The sequence below is a fragment of the Streptomyces ipomoeae 91-03 genome (assembly GCF_000317595.1).
Classification (GTDB): domain Bacteria; phylum Actinomycetota; class Actinomycetes; order Streptomycetales; family Streptomycetaceae; genus Streptomyces; species Streptomyces ipomoeae.
On the sequence record NZ_AEJC01000473.1, the window covers coordinates 19,406 to 35,682 of the forward strand.

13 protein-coding genes are annotated in these 16,277 nt (G+C 70.8%); 4 read left to right on the forward strand and 9 right to left on the reverse strand.

The annotated features are described in order from the left end of the window. Positions 1-22: 22 nt before the first annotated feature. The 4 genes from STRIP9103_RS30900 (at position 23) to atzF (ending at position 7,292) form a co-directional block, all read left to right on the forward strand. Positions 23-847: an urea amidolyase associated protein UAAP1 gene (locus STRIP9103_RS30900; protein WP_009327016.1), complete on the forward strand. Its 825-nt coding sequence runs from the start codon at positions 23-25 to the stop codon at positions 845-847. After that, the gene (locus STRIP9103_RS30905) at positions 844-1,548 is read left to right on the forward strand and encodes an urea amidolyase associated protein UAAP2 (protein WP_009326999.1); all 705 of its coding nucleotides are present in this window, start codon (positions 844-846) and stop codon (positions 1,546-1,548) included. Before STRIP9103_RS30900 ends, STRIP9103_RS30905 begins: the two co-directional genes overlap by 4 nt. Beyond that, positions 1,545-5,072 (forward strand): 5-oxoprolinase/urea amidolyase family protein, encoded by a 3,528-nt coding sequence (locus STRIP9103_RS30910; RefSeq protein WP_009327012.1) that lies wholly within the window; start codon positions 1,545-1,547, stop codon positions 5,070-5,072. Before STRIP9103_RS30905 ends, STRIP9103_RS30910 begins: the two co-directional genes overlap by 4 nt. Positions 5,073-5,615: 543 nt before the next feature. Continuing rightward, entirely contained in the window at positions 5,616-7,292 is a 1,677-nt protein-coding gene (gene atzF / locus STRIP9103_RS30915; protein ID WP_009326998.1) for an allophanate hydrolase, read from the forward strand. Positions 7,293-7,395: 103 nt separating this feature from the next. Here the strand turns inward: atzF and STRIP9103_RS30920 are convergent, their stop codons facing one another. The 9 genes from STRIP9103_RS30920 to STRIP9103_RS30960 form a co-directional block, all read right to left on the reverse strand. Then, on the reverse strand, positions 7,396-10,245 hold the full coding sequence (locus STRIP9103_RS30920) for a DEAD/DEAH box helicase (protein ID WP_009327024.1): 2,850 nt from the start codon (positions 10,243-10,245) through the stop codon (positions 7,396-7,398). Positions 10,246-10,338: 93 nt separating this feature from the next. Next, the gene (tatC, locus tag STRIP9103_RS30925; RefSeq protein WP_009327006.1) at positions 10,339-11,301 is read right to left on the reverse strand and encodes a twin-arginine translocase subunit TatC; all 963 of its coding nucleotides are present in this window, start codon (positions 11,299-11,301) and stop codon (positions 10,339-10,341) included. Positions 11,302-11,351: 50 nt separating this feature from the next. Then, complete coding sequence (gene tatA / locus STRIP9103_RS30930; RefSeq protein ID WP_009327017.1) at positions 11,352-11,636, reverse strand: Sec-independent protein translocase subunit TatA; 285 nt, start codon at positions 11,634-11,636, stop codon at positions 11,352-11,354. Positions 11,637-11,894: 258 nt separating this feature from the next. After that, positions 11,895-12,089, reverse strand: coding sequence for a hypothetical protein (locus tag STRIP9103_RS30935; RefSeq protein WP_009327014.1), 195 nt, complete (start codon positions 12,087-12,089; stop codon positions 11,895-11,897). A gap of 89 nt (positions 12,090-12,178) precedes the next feature. Continuing rightward, positions 12,179-12,484: a hypothetical protein gene (locus STRIP9103_RS30940; RefSeq protein WP_048821307.1), complete on the reverse strand. Its 306-nt coding sequence runs from the start codon at positions 12,482-12,484 to the stop codon at positions 12,179-12,181. A gap of 73 nt (positions 12,485-12,557) precedes the next feature. Continuing rightward, positions 12,558-13,622, reverse strand: coding sequence for a helix-turn-helix transcriptional regulator (locus STRIP9103_RS30945; RefSeq protein ID WP_078614113.1), 1,065 nt, complete (start codon positions 13,620-13,622; stop codon positions 12,558-12,560). 15 nt (positions 13,623-13,637) lie between these two features. Further along, entirely contained in the window at positions 13,638-14,615 is a 978-nt protein-coding gene (locus STRIP9103_RS30950; RefSeq protein WP_009327010.1) for a helix-turn-helix transcriptional regulator, read from the reverse strand. Positions 14,616-14,784: 169 nt separating this feature from the next. Next, a complete protein-coding gene (locus STRIP9103_RS30955; protein WP_009327021.1) occupies positions 14,785-15,156 on the reverse strand; it encodes an FKBP-type peptidyl-prolyl cis-trans isomerase in 372 nt (123 codons plus the stop codon). A gap of 61 nt (positions 15,157-15,217) precedes the next feature. After that, positions 15,218-16,210 carry an FKBP-type peptidyl-prolyl cis-trans isomerase gene (locus STRIP9103_RS30960; RefSeq protein ID WP_009327018.1) on the reverse strand — a complete coding sequence of 331 codons (993 nt, stop codon included), beginning with the start codon at positions 16,208-16,210 and terminating at the stop codon, positions 15,218-15,220. Positions 16,211-16,277 lie beyond the last annotated feature (67 nt).

The window sequence follows — 16,277 nt, forward strand, 5'->3', positions numbered from 1 at the left end:
CACCCGTAGCCGGAGGTCCCTGATGGCGACATCGACGACGTACGGAGCACGTGATCACGCTCGGGCGCAGGAGGGTGCCCGCGCCGAGGCGATGCCTGTGGTGCCGGCGAGTGCCTGGCCCTCGCCTCCCTGTGAGGCGGAGCGGCTGGTGTGGGCGGAGACGGTGGCGGGTGGGAACTACACGCACCGGGTGCTGGCCCGGGGAACGGAGTTGCGGCTGGCGGATCTCCACGGCGACGCGTGTGCGCATCTGTTGCTGTATGCCGCCGACCGGCCCTGGGAGCGGCTGAATGTCGCGGACACGGTCAAGGTGCAGTGGAACGCCTACCTCCGTGAGGGCGTACTGCTCCTGTCCGACCAGGGGCGTGTGCTCGCCTCGGTCGTCGCCGACACCTCGGGCCGGCATGACGCGTTGTGCGGTACGTCCACCCTCGCCCGCAACACCGAGCGGTACGGGGACGGCGCCCCGCAGTCCCCCTCCCCCGCCGGACGTGAGCTGTTCAAGCTCGCCGCCGCCAAGAACGGGCTCGGCCCGCGCGATCTGCCGCCCTCGCTCTCCTTCTTCCAGGGCGTGGAGGTACGCGACGACGGCACCCTCGACTTCACCGGCTCCACCGGCCCCGGCGGCAGTGTCACCCTGCGCGCCGAGCAGGACGTGACCGTACTGATCGCCAACGTGCCGCATCCGATCGACCCCCGCCCGGAATACGTCAGCACCGCGCTGGAGGTGCTCGCCTGGCGCGCCGAGCCGACCCGCCCGGGCGACCCGCTGTGGGAGGCCACACCCGAGGGCCGCCGCGCCTTCCTCAACACCGCCGAGTTCCTTGCCGCGAGGGGGATCGCATGAGCACGAACACGAGCACAAGGACCGGCACGAACACGGGGGCCGGCACGAACACGGGGGCCGGCACGGGCGAGGGTCAGGAGACCGGCTCCGGCCCTCGTACGACCGTCGTTCCCGCCAGGGCGGCCTGGTCGTCGGTGATACCCGCCGACGGCACACTCACCATCACCGATCTGCACGGCAACCAGGCCGTCGACTTCCTCGTCTACGACGCCCACGACACCTCCGTCCGCTACAGCGCCCCCGACACGATCCACGCGCAGGGCGGCATCTTCCTCACCACCGGCAGCGTGCTGATGTCGAACGAGCACACCCCGCTGATGACGGTGGTCTCCGACGACGTCGGCCGGCACGACACGGTCGGCGGGGCCTGCTCCAAGGAGTCGAACACCCTGCGGTACGGCCACCACACCTGGTCGCAGCACGCCTGTGTGGACAACTTCCTCGCGGAGGGCGCGAAATACGGTCTGGACAAACGCGACCTCGTGTCGAACGTCAACTGGTACATGAACGTGCCCGTCGAGAAGGACGGCACCCTCGGCATCGTCGACGGCATCTCCGCCCCGGGCCTCGCCCTGACCCTGCGCGCCGACCGCGACGTACTCGTCCTGGTCTCCAACTGCCCCCAGATCAACAACCCGTGCAACGGCTTCGAGCCGACCGCCGTGGAGATGACCATCGGCGCCGACGGGGTTCAGGCATGACCTTCGACACCCTGCTGGTCGCCAACAGGGGTGAGATCGCCGTCCGGATCATCCGTACCGCCCGCGAACTGGGCCTGCGTACGGTCGCGGTGTACTCCGACGCCGACCGTGCGGCGGCCCACGTCCGGCTCGCCGACACGGCGGTGCGGCTGGGGCCCGCGCCCGCGAAGGAGTCGTACCTCGATGTGGAGCTGGTCCTGAAGGCGGCCGAGGACACCGGCGCGGGCGCCGTCCACCCCGGCTACGGATTCCTCTCCGAGGACGCGGCCTTCGCCCGGCGCTGCGCGGACGCGGACCTCGTGTTCGTGGGGCCGACCCCCGAGCAGCTGGAGCTGTTCGGGGCGAAGCACCGGGCACGGGCGGCGGCCGAGGCCGCGGGCGTCCCCCTCCTCCCCGGCACCGGGCTGCTGGCCTCGCTCGACGAGGCGCTCCACCGGGCCGCCGCCATCGGCTACCCGGTGATGCTCAAGGCGGCCGGCGGCGGAGGCGGCATCGGTATGTCGGCATGTCGATCCGCCGATGAACTGACCGAGGCCTGGGAGCGGGTGCGGCGCGTCGCCGCCGCCTCCTTCTCCTCCGCCGGTGTCTTCCTCGAACGCCTCGTCGAACGCGCCCGCCATGTCGAGGTGCAGGTCTTCGGCGACGGCGAGGGACGCGTCGTCACCCTCGGCGACCGCGACTGCACCCTGCAGCGCCGCAACCAGAAGGTCGTCGAGGAGGCCCCGGCGCCCGGCCTCCCCGCCCATGTCCGCGAACGCCTCGCCACCTCCGCCCGCGACCTGTGCGCCTCAGTCGGCTACCGCTCCGCCGGAACCGTCGAGTTCGTGTACGACGCCCGGCACGAGGAGGCGTACTTCCTGGAGGTCAACACCCGGCTGCAGGTGGAGCATCCGGTCACCGAGGAGGTCTACGGCGTCGACCTCGTCGCCTGGATGCTGCGCCTGGCCCGCGGCGACTCCGACGTCGTACGCGACCCGGGCCCGCCGCGCGGCCACGCCGTCGAGGCCCGCCTCTACGCCGAGGACCCGGCGCGCGAACACCGGCCGAGCGCGGGCCTGTTGACCCGGGTCGAGTTCCCGGCGGGCGTCCGCGTGGACAGCTGGGTGGAGACCGGCACCGAGGTCACGACGGCGTACGATCCGCTGCTCGCCAAGGTCGTCGTACACGGATCCGACCGCGCCCACGCCCTGCGGCGGCTGGACGAGGCGCTGGCCGGGACCCGGGTCGACGGCATCGAGACGAACCTGGGCCTGGTACGGGCGGCGCTCGACGACCAGGACTTCGCGCAGGCCACGCACTCGACGGCCACCCTCGCGGCCGTGACCGACCCGACGCCCCGCATCGAGGTCGTCTCCGGCGGCACCCTGACCACCGTGCAGGACTGGCCCGGCCGTACCGGACACTGGCAGGTCGGTGTCCCGCCCTGCGGCCCCATGGACGACCGGTCCTTCCGTCTCGGCAACACGGCGCTCGGCAACCCCGAGGGCGCCCCCGGCCTCGAATGCACCCTCCAGGGGCCGTCCCTGCGCTTCAGCCACGCCACGACGGTCTGTGTGACGGGCGCGCCCGCCCCCGTGACCGTGGACGGCTCACCGGTCGGCCAGTGGGAGCCGGTCACGGTGCCCGCCGGAGCCGTACTGGCCGTCGGCGCGCCCACGGAACACGGACTCCGTACGTACGTCCTCTTCGCGGGCGGCGGCCTGGACGTGCCGCCCTTCCTCGGCAGCGCGGCCACCTTCACCCTGGGCCGGTTCGGCGGCCACGGCGGCCGGGCCCTGCGCACGGGCGACGTCCTGCGCGGCGGAACCGTCGCCGAGGGCTCAGCCGTCCCGCCGGCCGCCCGCCCCGGGTTCGGCTCCACGTGGCAGGTGGCCGCCCTCGAAGGCCCGCACGCGGCACCGGAGTTCTTCACCGAGGACGACATCCACGAGTTCTACGCCGCCGACTGGAAGGTCCACTTCAACTCGGCCCGCACGGGTGTACGCCTGGTCGGACCGAAGCCCCGCTGGGCCCGCGCCGACGGCGGCGAGGCCGGTCTGCACCCCTCCAACATCCACGACACCCCGTATTCGGTCGGCGCGGTCGACTACACCGGCGACATGCCTGTGCTCCTGGGCCCCGACGGCCCCTCCCTGGGCGGCTTCGTCTGCCCGGCGACGGTACTGACCGGCGACCGCTGGAAGCTGGGCCAGCTCCGTCCCGGTGACACGGTCCGCTTCCTGCCGGTGGCCGACGACGGCTCGCCCCGCCCCGCGATCGTCGACGGCGGCGTACTGGCCCGGGACGGCGACGTGACATACCGCCGCAGCGGCGACGACAACCTGCTGGTCGAGTTCGGCCCCATGCAGCTTGACCTGGCGCTGCGCATGCGTGTCCACGCCCTGATGGAGGCGATCGCCGAGGCGGGCCTCACCGGGGTCACCGACCTCACCCCCGGCATCCGCTCCCTCCAGATCCAGACGAACCCGACGCTGCTGCCCCAGCCCCGACTCCTCGCGGCCGTGAGGGAGATCGCCTCCTCCCTCCCCCCACCCGGCCAATTGGTCGTCCCGTCCCGCACGGTCCACCTCCCCCTCTCCTGGGACGACCCCGCCACCCGCGAGGCCATCGCCCGCTACATGGCGGGCGTCCGCGACGACGCGCCCTGGTGCCCGTGGAACATCGAGTTCATCCGCCGCGTCAACGGGCTGGAATCGGTGGCGGACGTGTACGACACGGTCTTCGCCGCCGAGTACCTCGTCCTGGGCCTCGGCGACGTCTACCTGGGCGCCCCGGTCGCCACCCCGCTGGACCCCCGCCACCGCCTCGTGACGACCAAGTACAACCCGGCCCGCACCTGGACCGCCGAGAACTCGGTCGGCATCGGCGGCGCGTACCTCTGCGTCTACGGCATGGAGGGCCCCGGCGGCTACCAGTTCGTCGGCCGCACCACCCAGGTCTGGTCCCCCTGGCAGCAACGCGGCGCCTTCGAACCGGGCTCTCCCTGGCTGCTGCGCTTCTTCGACCGCGTCAAGTGGTACCCGGTGGACGCCGACGAACTCCTCTCCCTCCGGGCCGACATCATCTCCGGCCGCTTCGTGCCCCGCATCGAGGAGGGCACCTTCTCCCTCGCCGAGTACGAGCGCTTCCTCGCGGACAACGCCGACTCCATAGCCGACTTCAGGACCCGCCAACAAGCCGCCTTCGCGGCGGAACGCGCCGCCTGGGAGGCCGCGGGCGAGTTCACCCGAGCCGAGGCTTCCGCCCCACCACCGCCCCCGCCCGCGCAGGTGGCCGTCCCGCCGGGCGGCCACCTGATCGAGGCCGAGTTCACCGCGTCCGTCTGGCAACTGAACGTCCGGCCGGGCGACCACGTGACCACCGGTCAGCCCTTGCTGACCCTGGAGGCCATGAAGATGGAGTCACGGATCCCTTCCCCGATGAACGCCGTGGTCCACGAGATCCTGACCACCCCCGGCACCCAGGTGGAGCCGGGCACGGCCCTGCTCGTCCTGACCCCGACGACCTCGGGAGCGGACATCTGAATCCCGCTCAACGATCGCCCACCCGACACCCCCCGACGACACGTGCCCGACCGCTCCACCGGGCACCTCGAAACCCGGCCGGGCATGTGACCGGCCACCCCACCGGACACCTGGAAACCCCGCCCAGTGGTGTGTCAGCAGCCACCCCACCGGGCGCCTCACAACCCCGCCCACGGTGCGTGACCGACCACTCCACCGGGGCACCTCACAACCCCGCCCGGCGGTGCGTGGCCGACCGCTCCACCGGGCGCCTCAAACCCCGCCGGTGGTGCGTCGCCAGCTACTCCGCCCAGCACCTCAAACCCCGCCCGGTGGTGCGTCGCCGACCACTCCACCCGGCGCCTCAAACCCCGCCCGCGCTCTGTGACCAGCCACCGCGCCGGGCACCTCACAACCCGCCCGGCGGTGTGTCGACAGCCACCCCACCGTGCACCTCGAAACCCCGCCGGTGGTGTGTGGGCAGTCGTTCCGCAGGGCGGAACGGGTGGGCACACACCACCCATCGGCCCGCAGTCGACAGACCACCCCCGCCAAGGAGCACCGATGTCGCAGTCCCAGACCCTCACCCGAGTCCGTATGGCCTACGCCCGCATCGAAGCCGTAGACCGCCCCGAGGTCTGGATCGACCTGCGCCCCCAACCGGAGGTGGAGGCGGAAGCCAAGGCCATCGACACCCGCCTGACCGCAGGCGACCGCCTGCCCCTCGCCGGCCGCCTCGTCGCCGTCAAGGGCAACATCGACGTCCACGGCCTCCCCACCACCGCCGGGTGCCCGCCCTACGCGTACTCGCCGGAGGCCGACGCCCCGGTGGTCGCCCGCCTCCGCGAGGCCGGCGCGATCGTCCTCGGCACCACGAACATGGACCAGTTCGCCACGGGCCTGGTCGGCACCCGCTCCCCCTACGGCGCCGTCCGCAACGCCCACGACCCGTCCCGCATCAGCGGCGGCTCAAGCTCCGGCTCGGCCGTGGCGGTGGCGCTGGGCATCGTGGACCTGGCCCTGGGCACGGACACGGCGGGCTCCGGCAGGGTCCCCGCCGCCCTCAACGGCATCGTCGGCCTCAAGCCCACCCGTGGCCTGGTACCGACCACCGGGGTCGTCCCGGCCTGCGCCTCCCTCGACTGCGTCACGGTGTTCGCCCGCACCCTCCCGGAGGCCGAACAGACCCTGGCCCACATGGCCTCCCCACCGGCCCGCGCCCTCCCGCCCCTCCCCCAACGCACCCCGGGCCCCTGGCGCGTCGCCGTCCCACCCCTCGAACAACTGGGCGCCCTGGACGAGGGCTGGGCGGAGGCATACGAGGCGGCGGTACACCAACTGGCCACCGCCGGCGCGGACATCCGTCCCCTGGACCTCACGCCCTTCACGGAGGCGGCGGCGATGCTGTATCAGGGCGCGTTCGTGGCCGAGCGCTACGCGGCGGTGGGTGGCTTCATCGACAAGTCGCTCGCCGAGGGCGGCGGGGGCCTGGACCCCACCGTCACCGGCATCATCAGCCGCGCCCGCGACATCCCGGCCCACCAACTGTTCACCGACCAGTCCCACCTGGCCACCCTGCGCGAGCAGGCCCTTGCGGAACTGACAGCCGTGGACGCCCTGTTGCTGCCGACCGCCCCAGGCCACCCCACCCTCACGGAGGTAGCCGCCGATCCGTTGGGCGCGAACGCCCGCCTGGGCCGCTTCACCAATTCGACCAACCTCTTCGATCTGGCGGCGGTGGCCGTCCCGGCAGGTGAGGTCCAGGGCCTCCCCTTCGGCGTGATGCTGATCGGCCATGCCTTCACGGACGACCGCCTGGCCCGCATCGCAGCCCTGCTCCAGCCGGAAGCCCGCCTGGCGGTGGTGGGCGCCCACCTCTCGGGCCAGCCCCTGAACCCGCAGCTCCTCTCCCTGGGCGCCCACCTGGAACAAACGACCACAACGGCCCCGGCCTACCGCCTGCACGCCCTACCGACGACCCCACCGAAGCCGGGCCTGGTGTACGTGGGCGAGGGAGGCGCATCGATCGAAGCCGAGATCTGGCGCCTCCCGGCAGAGGGCCTGGGCCGCCTGCTGACGGCCCTCCCCCGCCCCATGACCCTGGGCACGATCGAACTGGCAGACGGCTCCCGATCCCCCGGCTTCCTCTGTGAACCCTCAGCTCTGAAGGCCGCCCCAGACATCACGGGGTATGGCGGCTGGCGCTCATATCTGAACCACCGAGCAGACCAGCCGACCTAGGCGCGAACAGACCAGCCAACCCAGGGGTGCGGGGAACTGCGCGACCAGCCAGACACAACCCGCACTCGCCGCACAGGACGCACCCCCACCCCATGGGGCGACCTCATCCGACCGAGGAGTAGGCCACCACTCCACGCAACAGCCCATCCACAGCCTTGCGCGCGCTCTTCGCCACGGTCGACCCGGAGGGCGCGGCGGCCGAAACCTGCCCCAGCACATCGATCACCTGCTTGCACCACCGCACAAAATCCCCCGCAGGCATCTCCGCCTCACGCAACACCTCGTCGAGCCCCTTCCCCGAGGCCCACATATACGCGGCCCAGGCGAAGCCGAGGTCGGGCTCACGCTGCCCCACCCCTTCGCTCTGCGTGATCCGGAACTCCTCCTCCAGCCCGTCCAGCCGCCCCCAGATCCGCACCATCTCCCCGAGCGCGGCCTTGGCCTTCCCGGACGGCAGCTTCGGCGCCATCGCGTCATCGCCGACGCGTGCCTCATACACCAGCGCCGAGACACAGGCCGCGAGCTCAGCCGGATCCAGCCCCTCCCAGACACCGGCCCGCAGACACTCACTGGCCAGCAGATCCAGCTCGCCGTAGAGCCGAGCGAGCCGCTTCCCATGCTCGGTGACCTCATCACCCCGCAGATAGTCCAGCTCGGTCAGCAGAGCCACAATGCGGTCGAAGGTCCGCGCGATGGTGTTCGTACGTCCTTCGATACGCCGCTCCAGCTGCGCGGTGTCCCGCTTGAGCCGGTGGTAGCGCTCGGCCCAACGGGCGTGGTCCTCACGGTCGTTGCACCCATGACAGGGATGGGCGCGCAGCTCGGCCCGCAGCCGCGCGATCTCACGGTCGTCGGCGGCAGCCGCACGCCGCTTGCGGTGCCGGTCGGGCACGAGATGCCCGGCCTTGGTGCGCAGGGCAGACGCCAGGTCCCGACGGGACTGCGGCGACCGGGGGTTGAAGGACTTGGGGATCCGCATCCGCTCCAGCGCCTCGACCGGCACCGGAAAGTCCATGGACGCCAGCCGCTTGACCTGCCGCTCGGCGGTGAGCACCAGCGGACGCGGCCCGTCGTGGTACTCGAGGCCCCGGTGGCCGTTGGACCGCCCGGCGGGCAGCCCGGGGTCCAGCACGAGCGCGAGGCCCGCGTACTTGCCGGTGGGGACATGGATGACGTCGCCCGGCTTGAGCTTCTCCAGCGCGACGGCGGCCTCGGCGCGCCGCTGGGCGGCTCCCTGCTTGGCCAGTTCGGTCTCGCGGTCCTTGAGCTCCCGCCGCAGGCGCGCGTACTCCTCGAAGTCGCCGAGGTGGCAGGTCATGGACTCCTTGTAGCCCTCAAGGCCCTCCTCGTTGCGCTGCACCTGACGGGAGATCCCGACGACCGACTTGTCGGCCTGGAACTGTGCGAACGAGGTCTCCAGCAGCTCGCGCGAGCGGTGCCGCCCGAACTGCTCGACCAGGTTGACCGCCATGTTGTACGACGGCTTGAAGCTGGAGCGCAGCGGATACGTACGCGTCCCCGCGAGTCCGGCCAGGTGGTCGGGGTTCATGCCGCGCTGCCAGAGCACCACCGCGTGGCCCTCGACGTCGATGCCGCGACGCCCCGCCCGCCCCGTCAGCTGGGTGTACTCACCCGGGGTGATGTCGGCGTGCTGCTCGCCGTTCCACTTGACAAGCTTCTCCAACACCACCGAGCGGGCGGGCATGTTGATGCCGAGGGCAAGGGTCTCGGTGGCGAACACGGCCTTGACCAGGCCGCGTACGAAGAGTTCCTCGACGACCTCCTTGAACGTCGGCAGCATGCCCGCGTGGTGGGCCGCTATGCCGCGCTCCAGGCCTTCCAGCCACTCGTAGTAACCGAGGACGTGGAGGTCCTCGGCGGGGATCGTCGCGGTGCGCTCCTCGACGAGGGCACGGACCTTGAGGCGGGCCTCGTCGTCGTTGAGCCGGAGCCCGGCGTACAGGCACTGCTGGACGGCGGCCTCGCAGGCGGCGCGGCTGAAGATGAAGGTGATGGCGGGCAACAGGCCCTCGGAGTCGAGCCGTTCGATGACTTCCGGCCGGCTCGGGATCCAGATCCGCGAGCGCTGCCTGCGCTCGCGCTCACGGTCGGCCTCGCGCATCGCACGGCCCCGTCTGCGGTCCTGGAAGGAGGGGCGGCTCGCCTCCATGCGCGCCATGCGCGTCAGATCGGGGTTGACGGCCTTCTTGTGGCCCTCGCCCTCCTCGAAGAGGTCGTACATCCGCCGCCCGGCGAGGACGTGCTGGAACAGCGGCACGGGCCGGTGTTCGGAGACGATGACCTCGGTGTCGCCGCGGACGGTGTCCAGCCAGTCGCCGAACTCCTCCGCGTTGGACACGGTGGCCGAGAGGGAGACCAGGGTGACCGACTCGGGGAGGTGGATGATCACCTCTTCCCACACGGCGCCGCGGAAGCGGTCGGAGAGGTAGTGCACCTCGTCCATGACCACGTGACCGAGGCCGATGAGGGTCTGGGAGCCCGCGTACAGCATGTTCCGCAGCACCTCGGTGGTCATCACGACCACGGGGGCGTCGGAGTTGACGCTGTTGTCGCCGGTGAGCAGGCCGACCTTGTCCGCGCCGTAGCGGCGGCACAGGTCGGCGTACTTCTGGTTCGACAGCGCCTTGATGGGTGTCGTGTAGAAGCACTTCTTGCCCTGTTTCAGGGCGAGGTGGACGGCGAACTCGCCGACGATCGTCTTGCCCGAGCCGGTGGGGGCGGCCACGAGCACGCCCTTGCCGGCTTCGAGCGCCTGGCAGGCCTCGATCTGGAAGGGGTCGAGACCGAAGTCGTACATCTCGCGGAAGGACGCGAGCGCGGTGGCCTGCTCGGCAGCGCGCCTACGTGCTGCCGCATACCGCTCGGCCGGGGAGAGGTCCTCTGTCATCGTGCTTTCGAGCGTACCGGGCCCCACTGACAACAGGACGATCATTATCCGGATGAATGCCCACGCACACCCGCGCACGGAAGCGGCCGGGTGCGCCGCATGGGCGCCCCCGGCCGCGTACGTACGGGACGGCGTGCGTCAGGTGACGTCGTCGTAGCCGTTGATCCGGTCGCGCTCGGCCTCCGGAGGCGTCGACTGGGCCGGCAGTGCCCGGCTCGCCGACACGGTCTCGACCTCGCCGATGTCCTCGGGGGTGAGGTCCAGCTCGGAAGCCTCGTCGTCGGCCGGTTCCATGGCCTCGCGGCGGGTCCGCCGCCTGTCGTTGACCAGGGCGATGGTCGTCGCGGCGAAGTACAGCACCCAGATGGGGGCGGCCAGCGCCAGCATGGAGATGGGGTCGGTGCTGGGGGTGGCGATCGCCGCGAAGAGGGTGATGCCGAGGATCATGCCCCGCCACCAGCCGGCCATCTTCTTACCGGAGAGCACACCGCCGAAGTTCAGCATCACCAGCAGCAGCGGCAGCTCGAAGGAGAGACCGAAGACGACGATCATCCGCATGATCAGGTTCAGCAGATCATCGAGCGGAAGCTGGTTGTCGCTGCCGATGATGGAGAACTCCAGCATCACGGACGCCATCTTGGGCAGCGACCAGTAGGCGAAGTACGACCCGGTGAGGAACAGCGGGAACCCCGCCGCCACGAAGCCGAGGCTGTACTTCTTCTCGTGGCGGTGCAGACCCGGCGCGATGAACGCCCAGAGCTGGTAGAGCCATATCGGGCTGGCGAGCACCACGCCCGAGGACAGGGAGACCGTGAGGGCGAGTGTGAACGGGCTCAGCAGACCGTTCTGCACGATGCGCGCGCACTGTGTCTCACTGCTGTTCTTCGCCAGTTCGGCGAAGGAGTATTCGCATCCCACCGCCTGAAGGATGGGATCGGTGAAGAACTGGATGATGTCCTTGTAGAAGAGCGCCGCGATCACCGTCGTGACGACGATCGCCAGCAGACTCTTGACAAGGCGGTTTCGCAGCTCGCGCAGGTGCTCCGCGAGGGGCATCCGCCCCTCGGGATCCTTCTCCGTCTTGCGGGCAGACTTGAGCAACCCACGTCCTCATCTCGTGCGGCGGACCGGAAGACTGGTCCGGCCTTGTATCAGCGCTTGGTCGTGTCCGTGTGCTCGGCGACCGGGCGGGAGCTGGTCACGTCACCGGGGGCGGCCTGGATGGTGCGCTGAACCGGGGCCTCCTCGTGCGGAGGGGCGGACGCGGCGGTGGAGTTGTCCTGGCCCTCGGACTTCATCGCCTTCGCCTCACTCTTGAGGATGCGCGCCGACTTGCCGAGCGAGCGGGCCATCTCCGGAAGCTTCTTCGCGCCGAACAGCAGGACGATGACGACGAGGATGAGAGTGATCTCCCAGGGCCCAAGCTTTCCGAACATAAGTCTTTACCTTCTCACCGAGGCGGCGGGTGGGATGCTGTCCGACCGGTCGGACATGTGTCCGATTGATCGTGCTGGCAGCGATCGTAACGCCCAGGGGTAAACGTCGGGCAATCCCTGTGCATACTCCGGATCTGCGACTCGGGCCTCGTTCTCCGGGCCGCGTCAGGCAGCGTACCTGCCGACGGTATGAAGGTGACAGGGCGAAGTGGCGCATAACGCACACGTCGGCCAACTCACAGCGGTCGCGACCGGAAGTCACAGAGTGTCCACAGAGCGGGCCGCGCTCACCGCCGCCCGCTCCAGGTCCTCCGCCGCCCGACTGATCCGCCGCGTCGACTCCGCGACCTGCCGCCCCAGCCGCTGCGCCTCCACAAAGACCCGAACGGCCAACACCCCCAGCACGGCAAGCCCCACGAACCCCACAGCGACAGCGAACATCGGCCAGAACATGCCGCCGACCCTAGGGCCTGCCCGACGGATCACGCCAGCGACGCGGGGACCCGAGGCCTGCCCGCCGCATCAGGCCGGCGGCACGGGGTTCAGCCCGCCGAGTGCAGCCGCAGTGTCCTGACCCCGCCGCCGGTCAGCAGTTCGACGATGCGTTCCCCGGCCGGCTTGCGTACGGCGACACCGCACTCCGGGCAGGTGAAGGAGTAGAAGGTGGTCTTGCTGGTGGCGCCGATGGCGAGCCGCAGGGCGCTCGCGCCCAGCTCGAAGCTGGCCCGGCAGTCGGGGCAGCCGGCCCGGAACACCACGTCGACCGCCCGCTTCATCCCCGCGAAGGCGACCGCCACGGACATCTCCGGCACACGTGGGACGCCCTGGACACCCTGCACATCAGACATAGCCAAACCGCCGCTCACAGTCCTCGCGCCTCCTCGCACTGGTCGTTCGCCTCCGGGGCGCGGCCCCCGCGGCTCACCCACGCCCGTCGTACCGCCGTTCCTGAACCCCATGCGTCGCGTCGCCCGGGCCGCGCGGCCCGTCGTACGCCGTGGCCGCGACCTCGTCGTACGCCGCCAGCGCCTCCCGGGCGGCCCGGCGGGCGCTGTCGGCGAGGTCCTGCGGCGAGACGATCCGCCCGTCGCGCCCCAGCCGCAGCGCGAGCCGCCGCAGCGAGGCGGGATCGGGGGTGCGCAGGGTGATCCGCAGGCCCCCGTCCGGCAGTTCCTCGGCGCTGTCGTGCGGGTAGTACTCGGCGACCCAGCGCCCGCCCGGGCCGACCTCGACGACGACCTCCGGGTCCTCGGCGGCGGGCTGCACCAGCCCCTCCGACAGGTCCCGCAGCTCGACCTCCGGCGGCGCGGACGGCTCGTCGAGGATCTTGATCTCGGCGACCCGGTCGAGCCGGAAGGTGCGGCGCGCCTCGGAGCGCCGGCACCAGGCCTCGACATAGGTGTGACCGACGCTGACCAGGCGAATCGGGTCGATCTCGCGTTCGGTGACCTCGTCACGGGCGGGCGAGTAGTAGCGGATCCACAGCCGGCGGCGCTCCGAGATGGCCCGGTCGACGTCCGCGAAGACACCACCCTCGGACTCGAACGTCACCGACAGACGTGAGCTGGCGCCCGCCGCCTCCCCGGCCGCGCCCTCCACCTTGGCGGTGGCCCGCAGCAGCGCCTGGCGGTCGCTCTCGCGCAGCCCGGGCAGGGTGGCCACCGCACGGGCGGCGACCAGCAGGGCGGTGGCCTCGTCCGCGGCCAGCCTGAGCGGCTCGGCGGCCTCCGCGCCGAGCGCGGCCGGGTTGTGCCACCAGATGCGCTCGCCGTCGGTGTCGATGTCGAGCAGGTCACCGCCGCGGAAACTGGTCCCGCACATGGGCAGCACATCGAGGTCCGAGACCAGTTCGTCCTCGGTGATCCCGAAGGCGCGGGCGACGTCCTCGATCCGGGCGCCGGGCCGCTCCCGCAGATAGGTCACCAGGGAGAGCATCCGCCGGGTCTGGTCGATGGCGTTCGCCGGCCGGGCAGGTTTTCCCACCACGTTCTTACGTCCCCCTCAACCCTTGGCCACGGCACGCAGCCGGTCCACCACATCGGCCCGCAGCTCGGCCGGCTCCAGGACCACCACGTCGGGCCCGAACTCCACCAGCCAGGCATCCAGACCGTGCCCGTACGGAATCTCCAACTCGTCCCAGCCGTCCCCCAGTTCCCGTACGGCGGTGGCGCGGGCCCGCAGCGGGTAGCCGGCGTCCGAGCGCAGCCGGATCAGCGCGGAGCGGTCGGCGGTCTCCCCCGCCCAGCTCGCGACGGTCTCCCGCACGGTGACGACGTCCGGGACCGGGGCGGTGAAGGCGCTGCCCCGGCTGCGCACCTTGCCGGTGATCCGGGAGAGCCGGAAGACCCGCTCGGCGCCCCGGTCCCGGTCCCAGCCGGCCAGATACCAGTGGCCGCGCCAGCACTCAAGGGCCCACGGCTCCACATGGCGGGGCTCGGGGCGGGCGGCGGTGGCCTTGCGGTAGTCGAACACGACCGGGCGGCGGTCCCGGCAGGCCAGCATCAACGGCTCGAACGCGGCCTCATGCACGGGGATACGCGGCTCCAGGGCGCCATGGGCCTCGTACGGGTCGACGTCCTCGGGCAGACCGGCGGCGCGCAGCTTCTGCAGAGCACCGCTCGCGGCCCCGGCGAGACGGGCCTGCTGCCAGACCTTGGCGGCCAGACCGAGGGCGGCGGCCTCCTCGGCGTCGAGGGTGATGGGCGGGAGGCGGTTGCTGTCGCGGCGGGCCAGATAGCCGACCTCGCCGTCGAGGTTCTCCACCGTCTCGATGACCAGGCCCAGCTCGCGCAGATCGTCCTTGTCGCGCTCGAACATGCGGTTGAAGGAGTCATCACTGCCCGCGGCACCCATACCCGGCCGGACGGCCTCGACATACGCCTCTATGGAATCCCTCAACTCGCGCTTGCTGAGCGGCCGGCGCGTCCCCAGCAGACACAGCGCCAGGTTCATCAACCGCTCGGCCTTGGCAATGGCCATCGACGCCCTTCCCTATGGGTGCTTGCCGGACGACCGTACCGCTACGAAGCATCGCGGCAAAAGCCGAGGGCCCATGCCCGAACAGGCATGGACCCAGGACAGCACGGCATGGCCCCCGGACAGTCGGGACCGGTCGCGGCACGATCAGTCCGGGCTTGCCATATAAAGGTCAGACCCCGAGCAAGTCCACCACGAAGATCAGCGTCTCGCCGGACTTGATCGCCGGGCTCGGGCTCTGGTTGCCGTAGGCGAGGTGGGCCGGAATGGTCAGCTGGCGACGCCCGCCGACCTTCATGCCCTGCACGCCCTGGTCCCAGCCCTTGATGACCCGGCCGCCACCGAGCGGGAAGCGGAACGGCGTACCACGGTTCCAGCTGGCGTCGAACTCCTCACCGGTGCTGAAGGAGACACCCACGTAGTGGACGGTGACGGTCTGGCCCGCCTTCGCCTCCTCGCCGTCGCCCTCCCAGATGTCCTTGATCTCAAGGTCCTTCGGGGGCTCGCCACCGGGGAAGTCGATCTCGGGCTTGTCAATGCTCACGTCTTAAGGCTCCTGCTTGTGTACGAACAAGGCAACACGGGACAGTCTTGCATCCCCGGCTTCACATCTTCGCGAGGATGTCCACCGTGAAGACCATCGTGGAGTCCTTCTTGATGTCGCTGCCACTCGGCGGCGTGTCCCCGTACCCCAGCTTCGGCGGCACCACGATGAGCAGACGGCTGCCCACCTTCTTGCCGGTCATCCCCTGCGACCACCCCTTGACGACCTGCTGCAACCCGAACGAGCTCAGCTGCTCCCGGCTGTAGGAGGAGTCGAATTCCTTGCCCGTGTCCCACAGCACGCCCTTGTACTGCACCAGGACGCTGTCGTCGGCGGCCAGCTCGGGGCCGTCACCCTCCAGGATGTAGTTGGCGACGAGCTCGGTCGGCGGGTCGGCCTTCGGCACCTCGATCGACGGCGCCTTGCCGTCGGTGTTCGTGCCGACCTTCGGCAGATCCACGTTGTCCTGGGCGACCTTCGTGCCCTTGGCGGAGCTCTTGGCGTTGAACGCGTCCTGCAGGTCCACCACGAACACCAGCGTGTCGGTGCCCTTGATGCCCGCCCGCTGATTGCCCTCGCTGCCGTAACCCCAGGTCGGCGGCACGGCCATCTCGACACGGCTGCCGGCCTTCTTCCCCGTCAGGGCATACCGCCAGCCGTCGATGATGCCCTGCGGGCTGAGCTGGATGACCAGCGGCGTCTTACGGTCGTACGAGTTGTCGAAGACCTTCGCCGTGTCCCAGATCTGGCCCAGGTAGTTCGCCTGGATGTAGTCACCCTCGGCGACCGTCCGACCGGTGCCCGCGATGACCGTCTTCACCGCCAGGTTCTTCGACGGCTCTCCGCTGCCCTTGGCGACCGTCGGCTTCTCGTCGAACTTCGCACCCGCCGTGATGGCCGGCAGCGGGCCGTCCACGATCTTCGGCGGCTTCGCGGCGCTCTCCGACGCAGACGGGCTGCTGCTGGCCTTGGCCGAGTCGGAATCGTCGTCCCCACAGGCGGAGAGCGTGACCAGGCCAGCGGGAACAGCGATGAGAAGTGAACGTCGGCGCACGGTGAGGGCCTCTATCGGTCGATCTTGTCGGATGGACGTGCGCGCAACTCTACGGTGCGAGAAGGGC